Source organism: Nostoc sp. CCY0012 (genome assembly GCF_963920855.1).
GTDB lineage: Bacteria > Cyanobacteriota > Cyanobacteriia > Cyanobacteriales > Nostocaceae > Cyanocohniella.
Window position 1 is genome coordinate 1 of the sequence record NZ_CAWUDM010000071.1, and the last position, 22,196, is coordinate 22,196.

The window sequence follows — 22,196 nt, forward strand, 5'->3', positions numbered from 1 at the left end:
CGTGTTACTGTTTTTTCAACTTGAGACTCCAAAAAGTTTTCTGCACCACTAAGCAAAATACCTTATAGACTGATTCCAGTTTTACAGACTCACGCATTCCCAAGACTTTGATGATACCATACCGTTCTTCATAGGAAGATTTGACCTTTTTTCGCACCTCTTCCACTAAGCTATCTATTGCTTTTTCTGGGTTACTAGTTGGGCTAACTGACAAGGTTGGTAATACAGAATTTTCCTCGGACTGGTGCAAGCGTCGTTTGTGGCGTTCTAATGCTGATCGGAAATTACTTTTATTTACTTTTTCACTCAACGCATCTGTAAGAAGTTTCCATAATCCGTTGCCTTCGTTTTTAATATGCTGAAAACTTTTATACTCCTGCTTTGCTATTTCTTCATACGTTTTCTTGTTCCAGGATTCCTGAAGTATCAGCTTTTGGATATCAGTCAAGTACTCGCCTGTCTTATTAAATACCGCTTCATCAGCAACTTTTAGGGCTTCTTCCAGATTCATTAGTCAACTAAGTAAATATTGTTGCAGCTACAAACTTTTTCGTAATCTTACCTGACTTTTTCGTAATTTTGGCTGACTTTACAGTAACGACAAGGGTTAGAGGGATTTGACAGAATGATGACAGATAAAACCTGCTCAGTTATTAAACCCAATCCGAGCAGGTATAAAAGGTCAAAAATTTTGAGGTATTTAAAGATGTCGATGAAACGTCATACACCCCGCAACTTCCATAATAAGCCAGTTTCTGCTAGCACACCCATGTTAAAAAAGGCAGGCAATTTAGGTGTTTCTGGAGAACAACAATTTATGCAAATGCTAGAACATTTAGTTACTGCTACTAGTAAAGAAGATAGTAATAATGTTGCGCTTGTAGTGATTGCAGCAATGTTTTTTGGGTTCCTTGTGTTTGCACTCAGACCAGTTTCATCTCCTGTTAGCCCACCACAAATTACCATTCAAAGTCACCCGATTACCACAATCACCACCAAACAACAGCAAAGCCAATCCCAAAGTTACAATTCACCTGAAGCACAACAGATAATTGCCGATCCTGGATTCGAGTCAGGGTTGTAATCAAAGAGCGATCGCTTGTCAAATTATCAGGCGATCGCCCAATTTTCCAAAAAAGGGTAAATATTAATACTAATGAGGTAATTGTGCAATGGATAAGTTAGCCAAGTATCGGGAGTGCGTGCAAAGTTTATTAAATCTTTATGCTAATGATGATGTCGCTGATGGTGAAGTAGAAGTCCAACTAATTTTTGATGAAAAGCGCGACCATTATCAATGGATGAATGTGGGATGGGAAGGTTTAAAACGTGTTTATCGATGTATTATTCATTTTGATATTAAAAATGGCAAAATCTGGCTTCAGCAAAATTTAACTGACCAAAATCCGGCTGAAGAGTTGGTAGAAATGGTTGTACAACGAGAGGATATTGTTTTGGGTTTGCAACCTGCTTATAAACGGCAGTATACAGATTATGGTGTGGCATAAAAAAAAGGCAAAAGAAACTTTTCTCTTGCCTTAAATTCTATAAAGTTTTAGCTTATGCAGTGATTAAGAGTAATCATCCTCGTCGTCGTCAACTTCCTCGTAATCGTCTTCATCATCTTCTACAAGGTCGCTGACTTCATCAGCAATCAACTCATCTTCGTCATCCAAAATAGACTTCTCGACGCGACGGTTGCCAAATCCAGGTTCAGCCAGTCCAGGAGAATCTAAATTGTAAGCGCGTGCTGTGCGGTCATCTAGCACCATATCTAGTGGATCATCAACTTCATCCAAGACACCGTTGGTTTCCAGAGCCGCATATTCATCGATTGCACCTGGTTCTTCATAGGTATTGTAGCCAGTACCAGCCGGAATCAAGCGCCCGATAATTACGTTTTCCTTCAAGCCACGCAACCAGTCAGATTTACCTTCAATGGCTGCTTCGGTGAGTACCCGTGTTGTCTCTTGGAATGATGCAGCAGATATGAAGCTGTCAGTATTTAACGATGCTTTGGTGATACCTAACAGAACTGGGGTGTATTGCGCCCTAGCACCGCCGGTAATAGCCATAGCTTCGTTTACCTGTTCAACTTGGCGCAGTTCTACCAATTCGCCAGGAAGCATGGTAGTGTCTCCACCATCATCAATCCGCACTTTGTTGGTCATCTGGCGCACAATCACTTCAATATGCTTGTCAGAAATATCAATCCCCTGGGACTGATACACCATCTGCACTTCATTCACCAAGAATGTTTGTACTTTCTGTAAAGCATGGCTGGCACAAGCATAAACGCCTTCCTCAGAACCCAGACTAAAGAAGACTTCCAGGATTTCGTGGGGGTTGGATGGGCCATCACTCAATGGTTCTCCCACTTTTACTATTGCTCCATCTGGTACCATCAAGTTTTGTCCAGGGCCTAGAGGATAATCGGTAACGACACCGTTGGATTCTACGACCTTAATGGCGATCGCTTCATCTCCATCCCCATACACTACCTTGACTTCTCCAGCCCGTCGTGTTAGAATACACGCCTCTTTAGGTTTACGAGCTTCCAGCAGTTCTTCAATCCGAGGCAAACCTTGGATAATGTCTCCGGTTTTGGCGCGTTCAAACACCAATAACACCAAGTTATCGCCCCGTTGTACCAAATCACCATCTTCTATTTGTAATACAGCGCCAGGGCTGACTCGGTAGGGACGACCAAGGCGGATGACGATGGAGTATTGTTGGGCGCTTAGAGCAGATTCACCAGTAGCAGATCCAGCTGTAGCATTGTTAACTGCCAATACTTGTCCAGATTCTTCAGCAAAAATTCCCGGAGCAATTTCTGCACCTTCTACCAATAAGTCACCCTTTTTCACTGTGGGTTGGACACTGGTATTCATGGTGAGTTTATCGGTGTCCCGTAACACTAAACAGCGACGCACAGCTTCACTGTCTTTACGTACACCCCGGACAATACCCCCTTCTTTGCTCAAGATTTGGGTACTTGCCACTACAGCACCTGGGGCAATTGTGTCGCCATCCTGGACTTCTAAAGTTGTCTGGGTACTACCTTGGGTAGCATCGGCTGTAATGTCACGACGAATTACTAACGATTCTAAAATCACTAGTTGCAAGCGTTGAACTTCTGGATTTTCTGTATCCTCTACCAGTTCAATATCTGCTGCTAAGGGAGAAGCTGAATGATCTTGTTCACCATCCTGCTCAATTTCTAGTACAAGCTGGGTACGTAGGAGTTCCACACCTTCAACAGACTTGACGCGTTCAGAATCTTTGTAAGGCAATCTTTGTACTGCCCGCATTTGAATTGAACGTCCTGTTTGTTGACTAATAGATGTAGTTGATGGCACATCAGGATTACTAGGTACAGCAAACTCCACTACCGGACGGCTCAATAAAGCTGGGCCTTCGGGAGATTCTACATACTGGATGTAGCGTAATTCTGTAGCCACAACCCCTTGAAACTCTTCTCCTGGTTGAACAAAGGTGTTATCTCGGCCCATGACTGCTTCTGGATCATCCACCATTAGCAATTCGCCTGGTTTAACCACCACTTCCCGCAGGATGTCGTTTTTCTGAGTGACTTCTACTACACCGCTGTTTTGGCAAAAGATATCCTTGACAACTTCGGTGCCGGCTTCGACGAACTGCCCGTCTTCTACCAACAGCAAAGAGATATCTTTATTAACTTCGTGGGTTTCTTCTGGAATCCACAGCAGAGTACCACCCTGGACGACTTCATAACCAAGCTTGGCTTTGCCTTTTTTCTGAACTTCTACACCCGCGAATTTCAAGAATCCGCCAGTAGTGGTGCGATAGCGCTCATCAATTAACTCGGCAACTACTTGACCATTTTGAACTTTAGTACCAGGGGTAGCCCGGAGGTTAAATACCTGGTTATTACCAGTGGTGACTAAGTAGTGGTTACGTCCTTGGGAACTTTCAACGGTGACGGTTGCTTGATCTAAGACCACAGAAGCAGTAATAATTTCTATTTCCCTAGTACTCTTGCCTGGGGTAGCTTCTGGTAGGCGTACCACACCACCGTGTATAGTTGTTAACTTTGTTTCTGCTAACACCCCATTAGAGGCGATCGCATCACCGTTTTTTACAACCAATTCGGCACCAGGGGGCAAGTTATAAACTTCCCCAGACAGCACCCAAATCAAACCACCCCGTGCGGCGGTAGTTGTGGTGTTGCCTTGGCGGTCTGTTTTTTGTTCGGGGACAACTTCGGCAAACTGCACTTCCCCTGCCAAGTCAGAAGCTACATCTTTTACAGCTTTTTCTGTATTGGTACGAGTTGTGCGTCCACCCAAGGCAACTTCTGCCAGTAATTGGCCAATTTTTACCTGCTGTCCTTCAACTACATAGAGTGTGGAACCTTGAGTTACATGAATTTCTTGGGTTTCAGAACCTTCTTTTTTCGGTTCCAAATTGATGATCCCGTTGACCTCAACATACAAGGCATCTTCCCCGTGACGGGTACGATAGGGTCGAGTCCGCAATTTGCGGGGTAGACGAATCTTACCTTCTGTTTTGGAACGCACTTGCTGCGCTACTTCACCGGTAAACACACCACCAGTGTGGAATGTCCGCATGGTCAACTGGGTTCCGGGTTCACCGATACTTTGGGCAGCAATAATCCCCACAGCTTCACCCAAATCTACCATCTTGGCGTGGGCCAAACTCCAGCCGTAACAGTGTTGACAAACCGAACGAGCTGCTTCACAAGTTAGAGGCGATCGCGCCACCACTTCCGTAACTCCGGCTTTGTGAATTTCTGCTGCTAAATCATCAGATACTGGAGTATTCCGGGTAGCAATTACTTCCTTGGTGGTGGGATGTACCACATCTTCCGCCAGTACCCGTCCCAGCAAGCGTTGCGCCAGTGGGATCAAGATTTTGCCACCTTCTGTCATTGCCCGTACAGGAATACCCCTGGTGGTACCACAGTCAAATTCCCGAATAATCACGTCCTGGGATACGTCCACCAGACGACGGGTGAGATAACCAGAGTCAGCGGTACGTAAGGCGGTGTCTACCAATCCTTTTCTGGCACCGTAAGACGAAATAATGTATTCCGTTACAGTCAGTCCTTCACGGAAGTTGGTTTTAATAGGTAAGTCAATAATTTCCCCTTGGGGATCTGCCATCAAGCCCCGCATTCCCACCAACTGCCGGACTTGGGAGATGTTACCCCGCGCCCCGGAGAATGCCATCATGTATACCGAGTTCAGAGGGTCGGTCTTTTTAAAGTGAACGACTACCTCGTCCTTAAGGGCTTCACTGGTACCGTTCCAAGTATCGATTACTTTTTGGAAGCGTTCTACTTCTGTGATTTCGCCCCGTTGGTAACGAGTTTCAGTAGCCCGAATTTCTTCTTCTGCGGCATCCAAGAGCGATCGCTTGGTGGGGGGAATCATCAAGTCATCTACACTAATGGAAACCCCAGCTTTAGTAGCGTAGCGAAATCCCAATTCCTTCAATTTGTCCGCCATCACAGCGGTTCGCGCCGTACCATAATGAGTAAACGCCCAGGAAATTAATTTTCTCAGTTGACCTTTGTCAACTACGCGATTGCGAAAAACTGCGTTTTCGTTAGTCATTAGTGATTAGTCCTTAGTCATGGGAAATAGGGAGTAGGCTTGCCGTGAGCGTAGCTTCCCGAAAGGTATGGGAGTAAAGAGTAGGGAATTAACTACTCTCCACTCAGTACTCAGACTGCTAGTGCTTCCTGAATAGCTTTGTTGTAAATAACACGACCAGGTGTTGTGCGTACATACTGAGAAATTACATTCCCTTGGGCATCTTCTCTGATGCGACGGTACTTATACATTACAGTCCGGGTACCATCACTGTTTTTTGTGACTTCCAGGGGTTCTGTATCTGGTTCGTCTGATTCCACTTCGCCGTCAAACCGCACGTAAATATAAGCGTGTAAGTCAACTTGCTCTTGGTGGAAAGCCATAATTACGTCATCCAGAGAAGCAAAGTATCTATCTGCACCTTTGGTAGCACCCGGATTTTCTGCTGTTAAGTAATATGCCCCCAGTACCATGTCTTGGCTGGGTGTGATGATGGGTCTACCTGTAGCTGGTGACAAAATATTGTTAGAAGCCAGCATCAACAATCGCGCCTCAGCTTGACTTTCTAGGGACAATGGCACGTGTACCGCCATTTGGTCACCGTCAAAGTCAGCGTTAAATGCGGGACAAACCAAAGGATGAAGTTGAATTGCTCGTCCTTCTACCAACACTGGTTCAAAAGCCTGAATACCCAAACGGTGCAGCGTCGGCGCCCGGTTGAGCATCACTGGGTGTCCTTCAATCACCTCTTCCAGCACGTCCCAGACACTGGGGTCGTTGCGAGATATGAGCTTTTTGGCGGCTTTGATGTTATTCACCATGCCACTACGAATTAAGCGATTAATCACAAACGGCTGGAATAGCTCGATTGCCATTTCTCTAGGTAAACCGCACTGGTGAATTTTTAGCTTCGGCCCCACCACAATTACCGAACGTCCGGAATAGTCAACTCGTTTACCTAACAAGTTTTGCCGGAAACGTCCTTGTTTACCTTCAATAATGTCAGACAAAGACTTCAGCGGTCGGTTATTAGCCCCTACCACTGTGCGTCCCCGACGACCATTGTCAATCAAAGCATCCACTGCTTCTTGCAGCATCCGCTTTTCGTTGCGGACAATAATTTCTGGTGCTAAAATTTCTTGCAAACGCGCCAGACGGTTGTTACGGTTAATTACCCGACGATACAAATCATTCAAGTCACTGGTGGCAAACCGTCCACCATCCAGCTGTACCATTGGGCGTAAATCAGGGGGAATCACGGGAATCACTGCCATCACCATCCACTCTGGTTTAGAGCCGGTAGCAATGAAGTTGTCAATTACCCGTAACCGCTTAATCAGTTTTGCCCGTTTTTGCCCTTTGGCGTTGCCAATTTCTTCGCGCAGGCTTTCCGCTTCTTGCTCTAAATTAATATCAGCCAGTAAGCGCAGCAGTGCTTCCGCACCAATACCTACTTCTACGCCTTGCAAAGTAGAATCTTCGCTATAAATTTGGTCTTCAATTTCCAACCACTGGTCTTCACTGAGTAGCTGTTTATAGGTTAATGTCTCCGCATTGCCTGGACTCAGGACAACATAAGAGTTGAAATAAACTATTTGTTCTACATCCCGCAAAGGCATATCCAGCAGAATAGCAATATAGCTAGGAATACCTTTGAGATACCAAACGTGGGCAACTGGGGCAGCGAGTTTAATGTATCCCATACGGTGACGACGCACCCGTGATTCAGTAACCTCTACACCGCAGCGCTCACATACAATGCCACGATGCCGTACTCTTTTATACTTACCGCAGTGGCATTCCCAATCTTTCGCAGGGCCAAAAATGCGCTCACAAAATAAGCCGTCCATTTCTGGCTTCAAGGTACGGTAGTTAATGGTCTCCGGTTTAGTAACTTCACCAACTAATTGACCATTAGGTAGTGTGCGTTCACCCCACTGCCTGATGCGTTCCGGTGATGCCAAGCCGATTTTAACGTAGTCAAACTGATTAGTTTGGGCGGGTCTCATGATTAATTCGTAATTCGTAATTCGTAATTCGTAATTCGTAATATTTCCTAGCGGAAACGCTGCGCGAACGTAATTAACAATAGGGATTGGATATCGGGGATTAGGAACTGAGAATCAGGCAGAAAGATTGTGATAAAAACTCAACGTCTTCTCCCCTATTCCCTACTTCCTACTCCCTATTCCCTATTCCCTATTCCCTACTCCCTACTCTTCCTCTTCCAAAGATTCGCGGGAAAGCGATTCGTAGGTTGGACGAGGTGGTGTCCGTCGGGCTGATTGATCTGCCATTAAATCGACTTCCACATCTAAGGAACTACCATCTGCTTGGGTTTCTACCTTATGTACGGCAATATCTAACCCTAGTGATTGCAGTTCTCGCATCAGCACTTTAAAGGACTCTGGTGTACCTGGGCGAGGAATTGATTTGCCTTTAACGATCGCATTCAAGGCCTCATTCCGTCCTTGCATATCGTCGGATTTGACTGTGAGCAATTCCTGCAAGGTATAAGCTGCACCAAAGGCTTCCAATGCCCATACTTCCATTTCTCCAAAGCGCTGTCCTCCTTGCTGTGCTTTACCACCCAAGGGTTGCTGTGTTACCAGCGAGTATGGCCCTGTAGAACGGGCGTGGATCTTGTCGTCCACTAAATGCACCAGCTTCAGAATATAAGCTACACCTACGGTTATTGGTCGGTCAAAGGGTTCGCCTGTACGACCATCAAACACCATAATTTTGCCAGGGTTATCTGGGTTGTATACCCAGTCTTTGCCTGTTTCGTCCCGTGCTTCTTGCAATTTTCCATGTACGAGGCTACGGGATGTCTCTTCGCCATACATTTCGTCAAAGGGAGTGATTTTAAACCGTACTCCCAAAGTATGAGCAGCCCAACCCAACATACATTCAAATACCTGTCCGACGTTCATCCGACTGGGTACACCCAAGGGGTTAAGGACAATATCCACCGTGGAACCGTCTGCTAAGTAAGGCATATCTTCCACTGGTAAGATGCGGGAAATAATTCCTTTATTACCGTGGCGTCCTGCCATTTTGTCGCCCACTTGGATTTTGCGTTTTTGGGCTACATACACCCGGACTACCATGTTGGCTCCTGGTGGTAATTCATCACCTTGCTCACGGGTAAATAAACGTACATCTACAACCCGCCCTTTTTCACCGTTAGGCACTCGCAAGGAGTTGTCTCGCACATCCCGCGCCTTTTCACCGAAGATGGCACGCAACAGTTTTTCTTCTGGTGGTTGGTCTGATTCACCTTTAGGTGTAACTTTTCCTACCAAGATGTCTCCAGCTTCCACCCAAGCACCAATGCGAATAATTCCCTGTTCATCTAGCTGACGTAGGGCATCTTCCCCGACGTTGGGAATTTCTCTGGTGATTTCTTCGGGCCCTAGTTTGGTTTGTCTGGCCTCAATTTCATATTTTTCAATGTGAATTGAGGTATATATATCATCCTGTACTAGTCTTTCAGAAATCAAAATTGCGTCTTCGTAGTTGTAGCCTTCCCAAGGCATATAAGCCACGACGATATTCTGTCCTAATGCCAATTCCCCACCTTCGGTGGATGAACCATCAGCTAATACCTGTCCAGCTACTACCCGTTCACCAATCCGCACTAGGGGTTTTTGATTTAAACAGGTGTCTTGGTTGGATCTTTGGTACTTGGAAAGTTTGTACTTAATCTCTGAGTTACCACCTTTGGGACGGACACGAATTTCTGTGGCATCAGCGTAGGTGACATCACCGTCTGTACGGGAGACAATCACCATCCCGGAGTCTCTAGCACCTTGGGCTTCTAAGCCAGTACCCACTAAAGGACGTTCAGGCTTTAACAGCGGTACGGCTTGCCGTTGCATGTTGGAACCCATCAGCGCTCGGTTAGCGTCGTCATGTTCCAAAAAGGGAATCATGCTGGTAGCAACAGAGACTATTTGTACCGGGGACACGGCTACGTAGTCTACTTGCTCAGGCGTTGTGGTAGCCCAGTCTTGACGATAACGTACTGGTACTTGGGGCCCCTTGATGTAACCGTTTTCATCTAAGGGAATGTCACCTGTGGCAGTCCGTAAATCGTCTTCTTCGTCGGCGGTCATGTACACGGGTGGTAAGTCAAACCGCACCCGCCCATTTTCTACTTGTCTAAAGGGTGTTTCTAAAAATCCGTATTGGTTGACCCGCGCATGAGTTGCCAAGGAACCAATCAAACCAGCGTTGGGGCCTTCTGGTGTCTCAATGGGGCAAATACGTCCGTAGTGCGAGGGATGAATATCTCTCACGGCAAAACCAGCACGTTCCCGCGTTAAACCACCAGGGCCTAAGGCACTGAGACGGCGTTTGTGTGTCAGTTCTGCTAAAGGATTGGTTTGATCCATGAACTGACTTAATTGGCTGGAACCAAAGAATTCTTTAATTGCCGCTACCAATGGTTTGGGGTTGACTAAGGATGCTGGTGTTAAAACTTCAGCATCTGATACGGTCATCCGTTCCCGGATAATTCTTTCTAAACGGTTTAAGCCCACCCTTACTTGGTTTTGGAGTAGTTCACCGACGCTTCTTACCCGACGATTTCCTAGATGGTCAATGTCATCAATGTTACCGATGTCATATTCTAGGTTAATCAGGTAATCTACTGCTGCCAAGATGTCTCCCGCAGTCAAGACACGCATGGTGTCGGGGACAGACAACCGTAATTTTTTGTTGAGTTTATACCGACCAACACGACCCAAGTCATAACGTTTGGGGTCAAAGAAGCGAGAATCTAGCAACTGTTGTCCACCTAAGACTGTTGGTGGCTCACCAGGACGTAGTTTGCGATATAACTCCATCAGGGCTTCTTCTTCGGAAAATTGCCCTTCTTTTTCGATGGTTTTTTGGAAGTATTCAGGGTGGCGCAGGGCATCAAAAATTTCGTTATCTGATAAACCCAGGGCTTTTAATAGTACTTGTGCTGAGAGTTTCCGGGTTTTGTCGATGCGTACCCACACCAAATCGTTACGGTCTGTTTCAAATTTCAGCCACGCTCCTCGGTTAGGAATTAAACTAGCTGAATAAGTGCGCCGACCGTTTTTGTCGATTTCTGATTTGTAGTAAACTCCAGGCGATCGCACAATTTGGTTGACAATCACCCGCTCGGCACCGTTAATAATAAACGTACCTCGGTCTGTCATCAAAGGCAGATCGCCAATAAATACTTCTTGTTCTTTTATATCTCCTGTTTCTTTGTTCAACAGGCGTGTAGGGACATACATTTGCACGGCATAGGTACTATCCCGCCGTTTCGATTCTTCTACGCTATATTTTGGCTCTTTAAGCTTGTAGTTCTGACCTAAAAAGTGCAGTTCTAGTTTGCCGGTGTAGTCTGTGATGGGACTAAAGGAATTGAGTTCTTCTATTAGCCCTTCTTCTAAAAACCAGCGAAAACTAGAACGCTGGATTTCAATCAAATCGGGCAACAAAAAGGCGGATTCCATATAATTATCTGTAGTCATGCCTCTACCTTCGTCAACCTGGTTAAACTTTATTTAGGGGACACTGTTTTTGGGCGATTCCCACCGCCAACTAGTGTCCATAGATATTGGGAACTTCTTTTTATGCCACCTGTTATTTCTAGGTAGGGGCAAACGCAGCTATTTAAGCTGGAAACAGAGATTTTGACAAGGGGGGTGATTGCCCTAGCTTTGGTAGGGTCATTAAAATCAATCTGTTAAGTTTGCCCCTCAACAGCACATGGCTCAGATATTTGTAGATTTTTTTTGTTTGTCTCACGACCCCTCCCAAAAATAGGTAAATTAGCCTCCACAGTTTTAAACCATTGTGGCTTTAATTCACCATTTATACTCGCGGTGATCCCCTAAGACTGAGGAAGAGAGCCGCGCATCTGGCCGACTCTGAATGAGAATGGCTGGATTTTGGTGGGTTTTACTCACAAGTTAATTACGTTTAACAATTTTCTATAGGTTAAATACAGCACAAGCGCTACTTTGCCAAAGTTGAGTTGACTATTCAGTCATGCATTGAGAACATCCGTATGTAGAGATTTGGTGGATGGTCAAGTTGATAACAAGACAAAACCCAGCGATTCAAAGTTTTCAATTCCTTCCTTTTTCATTATGGCGCAATCAAAATGTTTTGGAGGGATTAATTTTAGCATATTTCTATCCTCCTGGAGTTTTATTTTTTTTGATCTAACCTGGGGCATACCTGGACAGGCTTTAAAGCACCAATCCAAATAATTCACAAGCATTTTTTGTAGTTTGAGCCGCGATCGCCTGGACTGTCTCCCCGCGCAAATGAGCTACTTGCTCTGCTACATAGCGAACATTAGCAGGCTCATTGCGTTTTTCGCCCCGCTTGGGTACGGGAGATAGGAAAGGACAGTCTGTTTCCACTAGCAGGCGATCGCTTCTCACCATCGCCGCCGAGGCTTGGATAGCTTTGGCGTTTTTGAATGTTACTGTGCCGCTAAAGCTAATGTAGAAGCCTAAGTCTAGGAACCATTGGGTTTCTTCTGGCGTTCCACCCCAACAATGCATGACCCCCCGCACTTTTTCTCCTTTAATATCCCGCCATTTTTGCAAGATTTCCCTGACTTCTATTGCCGCATCCCGACAATGGATAATCACTGGTAAATTGAGTTCAGAGGCGATCTCTAGTTGAGCTGCAAACACTAGGCGTTGTTGCTCAGAGTTTTCGGCTTTGTAAAAATCCAGTCCCATTTCCCCAATGGCCACCACTTTCGGTTCTGAACTAGCCAAAGACTGAATTTGCTCGGCCGTTTCGCTTTGCCATTGCTCGGCATCTAGAGGGTGCAAACCAACAGCAAAACTGAGTTCGGGAAACTGGTGCGCTAAGGATTGGATACTGGCAAACTCTGATGGCTCCACACAGGAGTGTACTAAACGTACTACCCCTGCTTCTTGCCATCGCGATCGCACTGATGCTAAATCTGGCTGGAAAGTATCAAAATTGAGATGGACGTGAGTGTCAATCAGCTGCATTGTCGTTATTGCTTAGTTGTCATCAGTCAGTGAATCGTCATCAGTTATGCTTACCGATGACTGTTTAACTGCACTACTAAGCAGATGCTTGGGTAAGTGGCTTGAGTTTGCGAGCCAATCTGGCTTTTTTCCTCGCCCCATTGTTTGGGTGCAGTACACCCCGCTTGACGGCCTTGTCGATTTTGCTGTAAGCCTCAGACAATCGCGCTTGCAGTTCTTGTTCTGATTCTGAGTTAGGATTAGCTGCGTAGACTTCTACAGCAGTCAGGTATTTCTTAACCAGCGTTTTTACCGCTGATTTGTAAGATTTGTTACGGAGACGATTGCGCTCTCCGATTTGGGCGCGTTTAAGAGCAGACTTTGAATTCGCCACAGTCAATTCCAAAAATACTATTAATATGTACACACACTACTAGACTTACTAATATAGCATCCCTATTGCCAATGTCAGAATTTCTGAAAAAAATTTGTCTATTAGTTTTAGTAGTTTTAGTGATTGCTCATCAGGAAGAAAGAAACTTCCCCCTGGCCTCATCCCCTGATGGCTGTGTACTCAAATAAGAAAATACGTTAGAATGAATTACTGCCATAAACATTGTCATCCTAACTTCTCAGCACCTGACCGAAATGTAATCTATACCCTTTGGGGATGAGATAGATATTCAAAAGGCAAGAACTGTGAATGTTTGCAATTCAGGGGTTGAAATCATGTAGAGCATCGAGATATCGCATCTCTACAAATGTTAGCTACTAAATTAGAAAAATAAGTAAAAATTATACTCAGATTCTATCCATCGCTTCTTGAACAAGGAAAACTGAATGTGCAAATATGCCACCAGTAACCTGGCAATGAGTGTAGGAAAGGACTTAAGGGCAGTAGGAATTGGCACAACCTCTCCCTGCCGAAAAGCAACTAGGCAGATCGGATTGAGTAATTTGTCGCCTTCTCAAGTAAACCATGTGCTGGCAGCCTTGGGAGTATCAAAAAAATCCAGGTTAAGCTAGAGAAGAGAATTAGGGTCAAGCTCGATAGCCCAGTGGGTTGAGAGTAACACTGATTCTCTGGCGGGAATATTCTAACATTTTGGCATTCTCCTTACTTCATGCTGCGAATTATTACTCAGCAGGCAGACGTTAGAGCAGAACTACAGCGTATCTGCGATCGCACCCACGATGAACAGGTGCTTCATAAAGAAGCGACTGTGCGTGAAGTTTTGCAAGCAGTCAAGCGCCAAGGCGACAAAGCTGTATTGCATTATACAGCCGAATTTGACAACCGAACTTTGAAACCTGAAGAACTGCGTGTCACAGGCTCAGAACTGGATGCAGCTTATCAACAGGTATCAAAGGAGTTGCTGGAGGCGATTCAATTGGCTTGCCGTCAAATTGAAGCATTTCACCGTCAGCGTATCCCCAAAAATTGGGTACACTTTGGCGATGATGATGTCGTGCTGGGCAAACGCTATAATCCTGTAGACTGTGCAGGGTTATATGTGCCTGGTGGTCGTGCGGCTTATCCCAGTACTGTACTCATGAATGCGATTCCGGCCAAGGTGGCTGGCGTGCCGCGTGTCGTGATGGTAACACCGCCAGGTGCTGGGAAAGCCATTAACTCAGCCGTTTTGGTAGCCGCCCAAGAAGCCGGACTAAAAGAAATTTATCGTGTTGGTGGCGCCCAAGCGATCGCGGCTTTGTCCTACGGTACAGAAACAATACCCAAAGTAGATGTGATTACTGGCCCTGGTAATATTTATGTCACCTTAGCGAAAAAATTGGTTTACGGTACGGTCGGCATTGATTCTTTAGCAGGGCCTAGCGAAGTCCTGATTATTGCTGATGAAACGGCAAATCCAGTGAATGTGGCGGCTGATATGTTGGCCCAAGCTGAACATGATCCGATGGCGGCGGCTATTTTGTTAACCACAGATCCGGCTTTAGCTAAAAATGTCCAATTAGCTGTGGAAAGACAGTTAGTTGATCATCCCCGACGGATAGACACCGAAAAAGCGATCGCTCATTATGGCTTAATTGTGGTTGTGGAATCTTTAGCAGCCGCCGCAGAATTTTCCAATGATTTTGCCCCCGAACATTTAGAGTTAGAAATTAAAGATCCTTGGGACTTACTTCCCAGCATTCGCCACGCTGGGGCAATTTTCTTGGGCTACTCGACACCAGAAGCTGTAGGCGACTATTTAGCAGGGCCTAATCACACCTTGCCGACTTCCGGTGCTGCCCGTTATGCTTCCCCCTTAGGAGTAGAAACTTTTCTGAAACATTCCAGTATTATTCAATATTCACAAACCGCATTACAAAAAGTGGCTGGGGCAATTGATGTCTTGGCAACAGCTGAAGGGTTACCTTCCCATGCCGATTCTGTACGACGGAGAATTCAGCAAGAAGAATGATCAAGAATGTTTAGTTTTTCTCTATACTATTGGCAAAAGCTACTCGGTGGCTGCAAACTAAAAGACTGGACGGCAGTTACCTCAAAGGAAGAGCCACTAACTTGAGTGGTTTACCTACGGCTTTAACTGCCAATAAGCTTTGCCAGATAACTATTAAGGGGTCTACCTTTGAGGAGATGAGCGGTGCTAAAAAATGTTTTGGTAGCTCTAGACGGTTCAGAAATTGCAGAACGAGTAATTCAAACTTTAAATGATGTAGTGTTGGCGAATGAGACTAAGATTATTCTCTGTCATGTGTTTCCAACATCAGAATTAGAGTTAGAATCACCTGCTGACCTTCCTCATCCCGAATCCCCAACAATTTCTTATTTCCAGATTGAAAAACAGCTGCAATCTTATAAAGAAAATTTATCAGTTAATAGTGAACTAGAACTTGTCACGGGTAACCCGGCTGACGAAATTATTCGCCTTGCCAATATTTACAAGACAGACTTAATCATCCTTGGTAGTCGCGGGTTAATGGGTATGAAGCGAATTGTCTTGGGTTCTGTTAGTAGTCAAGTGGTCGAAGAAGCTAATTGTTCTGTGTTGGTGGTGAAGCCGAATAGGGAATAGGGAGTGGGGAATAGGGAGTGGGGAATAGGGAGTGGGGAGTGGGGAGTAGGGAGTAGGGAGTGGGGAGTAGGGAACAGAAAAGAGTTTTTTCTTTGTCCTGACGGATATCCTTTTTGTGAGTAAGGAGAGGGACGGGTTGATGGGTTGCGTTTGGGAGATGGGAAGATGATGCGGACAAAACTTCCCAGTCCCTAGCCCCTTCGGGTGATGCCTCCGGATGCCGCAGGCTGTACCCCAGTCGCTCATGGGGGAAACCACGCCAGTTCCTACAAGTCGGCGTAGCCGCCCAACGGACTGGCTCCCCAAGACCGCGCTGGTCTCACCTAGTCCCTAGTCCCTTTCTCCGCTAAAAACTGTCGTAAACTTAACAAACTTAGGGTTTGACACAAATTCAAGGGCAAAATTGATATTCCTTCTAAACGTGACTGTACCCAACCTTCGCCCCAATACCATTCGTGAAAACCGTCAATGCCTCCACTTAGTAGTAGGCGCAGACAGTTGGGTCTGGCTACATCCACTTGATGATGGATTTGAATTGGCCCTGTTCTGGTTGTAAACTGAAGACCTGTATGCAGTTCTTCTGGCATTACTGGAGCAAAGCTTTGCCCCACAAGCCATTTGTCTAGTTGGTCTGGATGCAGCAAACTGTTATGTATTGCACTGGCAGATGCCGCAATTTCTATCCGTAGTTGGCTTTTTTGAAAATTACCCAGCATTTTTTAAAATTGCTTAAAGGTCAGACATCACTCTTGGTGAATTGTATTTCTAATATGGCAAATACACACAGTCGTGATCACGGTGTCACTTTTCTACTAGATGAGTATTTAGAATAGAGAAAGTAGACTTGTTAAGAAATGTAAGGGTTTTCATGGCAGATCAATTAATTCGTGCCGCAGCAGCTGAAGGCGGTATTCGGGCTGTGGGTGTGATTACGACTCGTTTAACAGAAGAAGCCCGACAACGCCATAAACTTTCTTACGTGGCAACGGCGGCTTTGGGGCGCTCTATGTCAGCAGGCTTGTTAATGGCTTCTAGCATGAAACGACCAGGTTCTAGGGTCAATGTGCGGGTCAAGGGCGATGGGCCTTTGGGTGGGATATTAGTGGATGCCGGTTTAGATGGAACTGTACGCGGCTATGTCGCCAATCCATCTGTAGAGTTGCCTCCTAATGCCAAAGGTAAACTAGATGTTGGTGGTGCAGTAGGTGACGGCTACCTTTATGTGGTGCGCGACATTGGTTATGGCTACCCTTACTCTAGTACCGTAGAATTAGTTTCGGGCGAAATAGGCGACGACGTGGCTCATTACCTAGTTAATTCTGAACAAACACCTTCGGCTTTGGTTTTAGGCGTGTTTGTAGGAGCCAGTGGCGTCACGGCTTCTGGAGGGTTGTTAATACAAATTTTGCCTAAAGCTGCTAGAGATGAAGCCCTAGTGGAATTACTGGAATCACGGGTAGCTGGTTTAGCTGGTTTTACGCCCTTATTACAAGCTGGTAAGACATTACCAGAAATATTTCATGACTTGCTAGGCGATATGGGGTTATCGATATTTCCTGAACGTCAAATGCTGCGTTTCCACTGTGGTTGTTCTTTTGACCGGGTGCTGGGAGCGCTGAAAATCCTCGGTGAAGCTGAATTGCAAGACATGATTATCAAAGATGATGGTGCGGAGGCAACTTGTGATTTTTGCGGTAATGTTTATCAAGCAAGTAGTGATCACCTGGCTCAACTTATCGTCGATTTGCAAGCAGAATCTTCTGTATCGGGTTAAAGTATAAAATGACACTAAAGTTTTAAATTGTTCGTGGTATCTGTGGAGAGAGAAGATGTAAAAAGTAGCTTTTAAATCATGAGAAAGTTACTATGGCAACATTGGAATTATCAGCCTAGAAAAGATCGCTATTCAAATATTTTGGTGTGAGAGATGACAGAGCGGGATATTCCAGAAAGTTGGCCCACCACCAGAGCGGGAGAGCCAGATGATATGAACAAAGTATTCCGAAAGTCACAGTTCGGTGAAAATCAAGCGTTTGGCATCCCAACTACTGGTTCTACCTCTAAGTCAGTGAAGCAGCAAACACAAGACAATTCCGGATTACCTTTAAATAATCAGCCAGAAATTGCAAGTTCACCCAGCAAAAAGTCTCGAAAGCTTCCGCGCTGGATGAAAAGCTGGGTGTTGTGGGCAATAGCTCTGACATTAATTCCCGGTAGTGTGGGATTTTTGGCCATGGCAATCCTGCTGAAGCTACCAACTGCGCCTAGTTGCCCAGCAATTTTTTGGCCGTTGGCTAGTGCCTCAGTGCGGTTACATTGCGCTCAATTAGCGGCTTCTAAACAGAATGTTAATGATTTATTGCAAGCGATCGCCTTAGTGAGGGAACTGCCACAAGAGCATCCTTTACGGGGAGAAATTGATCGTTTTGTCGCAGAATGGTCACAGGATATTCTCCAATTAGCAGATCAAAGTTTTCAAGCAGGTGATTTAGAAGAAGCGATCGCCACGGCACGTAAGATACCTCAAGACCTCTCAGCTTATAAATTAGTAGATGAACAAATTACTAAATGGGAGTCAACTTGGTCTCAGGCAGAAAATATATACAAAAATGCGGAAGCGGAACTAGAGCAAAGACGTTGGCAATCGGCATTTTTGCTATCTGCCAAGTTACTGCGTGTAGATAATAGATACTGGTCTAGTGTTAAGTATGATCAATTAAATGCATTAATTACCACAGCTAGGGAAGATAGTGCGAAGTTAGCAGAAGCTGAAAGTTTAGCTAAGAGCAAAGTAGTTAATAATTTACTAGAAGCCATTAAATTAGCCGATTCCATTGGACGAGACAGCTATGTTTATCAAAAAGCCCAGGAGTTGATTCCGGCATTTGGGCGGCAAATGTTGGATTTAGCCCAAGCAAGTTTAGATAGACGAGATGCAGATACAGCTTTAGAAATTGCTAGACAAATTCCAGATAATACAAAGTTGCATTCAGAAGTTGAAGACTTCATGGCTTTGACGGATGCTCAAAGAAGTGCCTGGATAGGTACAGTATCGGGTTTAGAAACAGCTATTTTCCAGGCGCAACAAATTGACCCATCAAGGCCAGTTTATAATCAGGCGCAGCAATTAATTGCCCGTTGGCAGATGGAAATTGAAGATGTCGCCCGTTTAGAAAAAGCGCGGACGCTGGCTAGCCAAGGCACAGTAGAATATTTATCAGCTGCGATCGCCGAAGTACAGCTCATCCCCACTAGTAACCCCCGTGCTTCGGAGGCAAAAAAAGAGATGAGTCGTTGGCGTAGTCAAGTGGAAACTATTGAAGATAGACCATTATTAGACCGCGCTCAACAACTGGCGTGGCTCAACGATATTAACTCATTGCAAGCTGCCATCGCCGAAGCTGGTCAAATCCGTCGGGGTCGGGCTTTGTATCCAGAAGCACAAAGAAAAATTCGCACCTGGACAGCAAGTGTACAACGCATTCAAGACCAGCCGTATTTAGAGCAGGCGAGAATACTGGCACGGAGTGGTGATTTCCGTGGGGCTATTAATACAGCTCAACCGATTGCATCGTCAGGGCGATCGCTTTCTGGTGAAGCCAAGGCCGCCATAGACGATTGGCAAGGACAAATTCTCGCCAGGGAAAACTGGAATAGAGCTAGGGAAGCGGCTGTTGCTGGGACACCAGAAGCTTTGGTTCAGGCTATCGGTTTAGCTGATCGGATTCCCAGAAATAACGTTTTGCGGATGGATGCAAATATTTCAATTAATCAGTGGAGTCAGCAATTATTGGATATTGCCCGTTCTCAGGGAATTTCTGATATTCCTCGGGCCATTGAAACTGCTAAGTTGATTCCTAGTAGGAGTACTGCTTACAATGCGGCGCAAGAGCAAATTAGAAATTGGCAGCAGTTGCTTAATCCTGAGCCTCCACAATTTCAGCCGATTCTTCCGTCTATTACGCCGCCAATTGCTCCGACTGTTGAGCAGTAGTTTTTTATAAAAAATAGCGGGAAGTTGAAAACCACCATCCTTATAGGTGGTGGATGAAAACGATACGGACAACTCTGTTTAATCTCACCTTTGCGGTAATGGTGGGTGTGAAGTTGAGTATTTTGCTACTTTGGCGGAAATTTCCGGGTTGTAAAGTCTCAAATAATTCCAGTAGTTACCAAATACTTGCCGCACGTAGTTTCTAGTTTCATTAAAAGGAATTGCTTCGACAAACTCGTCTGGGTCTGTTTTCCCAATTGTTCGTAACCATTTGGAGACGTTGCCAGGGCCAGCATTATAACTAGCGATCGCCAGCATGGAGTTATTGTTATATTGCTGATGAGTATGATCCAAATACCATGTTCCCAGTTTAATGTTTTGGTTGGGATCTTCTAAATCTATAGCTTTAGTATCCAGTTTAATTTGCGGGGCAATCCAAGCGGCTGTACTAGGCATTACCTGCATCAAACCCGCCGCACCGGCCACCGATGTGATTTTCGATTCAAACATGGACTCTTGGCGCATTAAGGCAGTAACTAGCAAGGGATTAAGTTGGCGCTCGGCAGACCATTTTTTAATTTCTTGCTGATAAGGAAAGGGATAACGGGCTTGCCAGTAAGTTACCTGTTGGCTGAGGGCTTCATATTCGGCTTGTTCTTCTGGTGTTTCCCGGTCTTCCAATCGAGAAATAATACCAATTCCTGAGAGATTTTGTCCTCTAGCTAACCGCATCAAGCCTTCAGTAAATTGTTCTGCGACAGTGGGCTGCATTTTATTCAAAAATTCTGTTTCCCATTGCAGCCAAGCATCTCGGTCTTGACCTAACAAATACAATTCTTTAAAAGTCTCGGAACCAGCCGGAGGTACAGGACGTTGTTGGGGGACTACTTCTGGTTGTAGTTGGCGCACGGTGTCAAAGTTACCTACATTCAGCCCCAGAATTGTTGCCGATCGCCAGGCATAGTAAGAATAAGGAAATTGGCTCAGGACATACTCATAAGCGGCTCTGGCTTCTTGTTGTTTGCCTAATGTAGTGGCCCATTTACCCACCCAAAAACCTGCTCTGGGAGCCAAAATACTATTGGGATTGTTGGTGGCTATTGGTTGCGCCCATTCCCAAGCGCCTATGTAATCTCTGGCTTGGGCTTTTTCGTTGGCCTGGTTCCAGCGATATTCAGCTGCTTCATTGGAATTAGGATACTGATTGATGAGTAATTGCCAAGCTTGTTGCGCTGATTTTTGATCCTTGAGTCCTTGATAAATTCTGGCTTTTTCGACTACCGCCCTACTAGCTTGTTGGGGAAATCTGGCTATTACCTGATCTAGATAAGGCAGGGCATCTTTACGCGTTCTCGCCATTTCTGCCAAACGTAACAAGCCTGTACCTGTATCACTGGCTTCAGGGAATTGCTGCACCAATTGATTGTAGGTGGCGATCGCCTTTTCCCGTTCTTTACCTCCTACCTGTAACCCCCGTGCGGCCCGGTAAAGGTTGGTTGGGGTTTTGGGTGCTTGTAGATAAGCTGCACCTGCTTTGGCAAATTGATTGTTGTACCAGTAGGCTGCACCAATAGTTTCCCAGTCCTCGGCTTTGAGGTTGGGCTGTTTGACTAGCTGATCTAGTACGCCGACAATGCCTGGTTGATTGTAGGCGTGTTTGGCTAAGATTAACCGCAATTGGGGCTGATTGGGATTTTCTTGTAACCGCTTATAGATAATGTCCCAAGTCAGGGGATGAGAAGGAAATTCTGCGATCGCCTTATCTTGCAGTTCCGGTAGGGCAATCAGATACATGGATCTGGCTGCGCCAGCTTCCTCTGGATACTCTCTGAGTACTCGTTGTCTCAGGTCAGAAGCTTTGCCGCTTTCACCCAATATATCCTGTGCTTGGGCTTGTTTGAGCAAGATGTAAGGGCCCAAACTAGGATAACTTCTTTCTAGTCCTTCAAGTAGACTGAGAGCTTTTTCTGCTTCTCTAATATCAATTAAGTCACTGGCTAACAAATAGCGCGCCCGTTCTCTGTCTGGTGAACTCGAACCGTTAGCGATCGCTTCTAAGTTGGCGGCTCGTTCTGTGGGAGACTGTGATATTAGTGGAAAGACGGCCGATTGCGCTTGGTTGGTATCAGATATTTGCCCAGAACTTTGCCCTAGGTTTAAAAACTGTCCCAAGGATCTGCCAATTTCGGGTGCTGACACCATTGCCCCAGCTGAAAAGGCAAATAGTGCTGCGCCTGCAATGAGAGAAATGTGTTTTTTTTGTAGTTTCTTCAGCATGAATACTCGCTGAGAAGTGCCAATGAATTTCTTGAAACTCTAACATTCCTGGCCATGAGTGTAATCACTTTTTCAGTTTAAATTGCAAATTTTTGGAAAAATCAAGACTGTTGCCAGTACTGAATTTTAAATCACACTCTTGCTCTAATTACATCTATCCCTAGTATATAGTGTGCAAATTTTTAGAGTTTCTTTAGGGCAATTGTATACGCTGCGCCAGTTAAGGGACTTGTAAATAAAAAAATAATCAATCGTTTTGGGAAACAGGGCTACCGTGTACACTCAA

Annotated in this window: 14 protein-coding genes; 6 read left to right on the forward strand and 8 right to left on the reverse strand. The window is 45.3% G+C overall.

Annotation, left to right across the window (positions count from 1 at the left end; genetic code table 11):
- Positions 1-4: 4 nt before the first annotated feature.
- Complete coding sequence (locus ACM0OS_RS19280) at positions 5-511, reverse strand: hypothetical protein (protein WP_414544816.1); 507 nt, start codon at positions 509-511, stop codon at positions 5-7.
- 195 nt (positions 512-706) lie between these two features.
- Here ACM0OS_RS19280 and ACM0OS_RS19285 point away from each other — a divergent pair, with 195 nt between their 5' ends.
- Together ACM0OS_RS19285 and ACM0OS_RS19290 are read left to right on the forward strand one after the other, a co-directional pair.
- Positions 707-1,084: a hypothetical protein gene (locus ACM0OS_RS19285; RefSeq protein ID WP_414544817.1), complete on the forward strand. Its 378-nt coding sequence runs from the start codon at positions 707-709 to the stop codon at positions 1,082-1,084.
- A gap of 88 nt (positions 1,085-1,172) precedes the next feature.
- Complete coding sequence (locus ACM0OS_RS19290) at positions 1,173-1,508, forward strand: XisI protein (RefSeq protein ID WP_414544818.1); 336 nt, start codon at positions 1,173-1,175, stop codon at positions 1,506-1,508.
- A gap of 63 nt (positions 1,509-1,571) precedes the next feature.
- On the opposite strand, the gene ACM0OS_RS19295 is transcribed toward ACM0OS_RS19290, so the two are convergent.
- The 5 genes from ACM0OS_RS19295 to rpsT form a co-directional block, all read right to left on the reverse strand.
- Positions 1,572-5,618, reverse strand: coding sequence for a DNA-directed RNA polymerase subunit beta'' (locus tag ACM0OS_RS19295; RefSeq protein ID WP_414544819.1), 4,047 nt, complete (start codon positions 5,616-5,618; stop codon positions 1,572-1,574).
- Positions 5,619-5,728: 110 nt separating this feature from the next.
- Complete coding sequence (locus ACM0OS_RS19300) at positions 5,729-7,606, reverse strand: DNA-directed RNA polymerase subunit gamma (protein ID WP_414544820.1); 1,878 nt, start codon at positions 7,604-7,606, stop codon at positions 5,729-5,731.
- 204 nt (positions 7,607-7,810) lie between these two features.
- On the reverse strand, positions 7,811-11,110 hold the full coding sequence (gene rpoB, locus ACM0OS_RS19305) for a DNA-directed RNA polymerase subunit beta (protein WP_414544821.1): 3,300 nt from the start codon (positions 11,108-11,110) through the stop codon (positions 7,811-7,813).
- Between the two features lie 723 nt (positions 11,111-11,833).
- Positions 11,834-12,619 (reverse strand): TatD family hydrolase, encoded by a 786-nt coding sequence (locus ACM0OS_RS19310; RefSeq protein ID WP_414544822.1) that lies wholly within the window; start codon positions 12,617-12,619, stop codon positions 11,834-11,836.
- A gap of 76 nt (positions 12,620-12,695) precedes the next feature.
- Positions 12,696-12,992: a 30S ribosomal protein S20 gene (gene rpsT, locus ACM0OS_RS19315; protein ID WP_414544823.1), complete on the reverse strand. Its 297-nt coding sequence runs from the start codon at positions 12,990-12,992 to the stop codon at positions 12,696-12,698.
- A gap of 730 nt (positions 12,993-13,722) precedes the next feature.
- Between rpsT and hisD the strand changes: the two genes are divergently transcribed.
- Both hisD and ACM0OS_RS19325 read left to right on the forward strand, forming a co-directional pair.
- Complete coding sequence (gene hisD, locus ACM0OS_RS19320) at positions 13,723-15,024, forward strand: histidinol dehydrogenase (protein ID WP_414544824.1); 1,302 nt, start codon at positions 13,723-13,725, stop codon at positions 15,022-15,024.
- Between the two features lie 183 nt (positions 15,025-15,207).
- Complete coding sequence (locus tag ACM0OS_RS19325; protein ID WP_414544825.1) at positions 15,208-15,639, forward strand: universal stress protein; 432 nt, start codon at positions 15,208-15,210, stop codon at positions 15,637-15,639.
- A 323-nt stretch (positions 15,640-15,962) separates the two neighbouring features.
- On the opposite strand, the gene ACM0OS_RS19330 is transcribed toward ACM0OS_RS19325, so the two are convergent.
- On the reverse strand, positions 15,963-16,355 hold the full coding sequence (locus tag ACM0OS_RS19330) for a hypothetical protein (RefSeq protein WP_414544826.1): 393 nt from the start codon (positions 16,353-16,355) through the stop codon (positions 15,963-15,965).
- 152 nt (positions 16,356-16,507) lie between these two features.
- On the opposite strand from ACM0OS_RS19330, the gene hslO reads away from it, so the two are divergent.
- Complete coding sequence (gene hslO / locus ACM0OS_RS19335) at positions 16,508-17,413, forward strand: Hsp33 family molecular chaperone HslO (RefSeq protein WP_414544827.1); 906 nt, start codon at positions 16,508-16,510, stop codon at positions 17,411-17,413.
- Between the two features lie 153 nt (positions 17,414-17,566).
- Positions 17,567-19,633: a chromosome segregation ATPase gene (locus tag ACM0OS_RS19340; RefSeq protein WP_414544828.1), complete on the forward strand. Its 2,067-nt coding sequence runs from the start codon at positions 17,567-17,569 to the stop codon at positions 19,631-19,633.
- A gap of 84 nt (positions 19,634-19,717) precedes the next feature.
- Here ACM0OS_RS19340 and ACM0OS_RS19345 read toward each other — a convergent pair whose 3' ends face one another.
- Positions 19,718-21,910, reverse strand: a complete 2,193-nt coding sequence (locus ACM0OS_RS19345) for a transglycosylase SLT domain-containing protein (protein WP_414544829.1) — start codon at positions 21,908-21,910, stop codon at positions 19,718-19,720.
- Positions 21,911-22,196 lie beyond the last annotated feature (286 nt).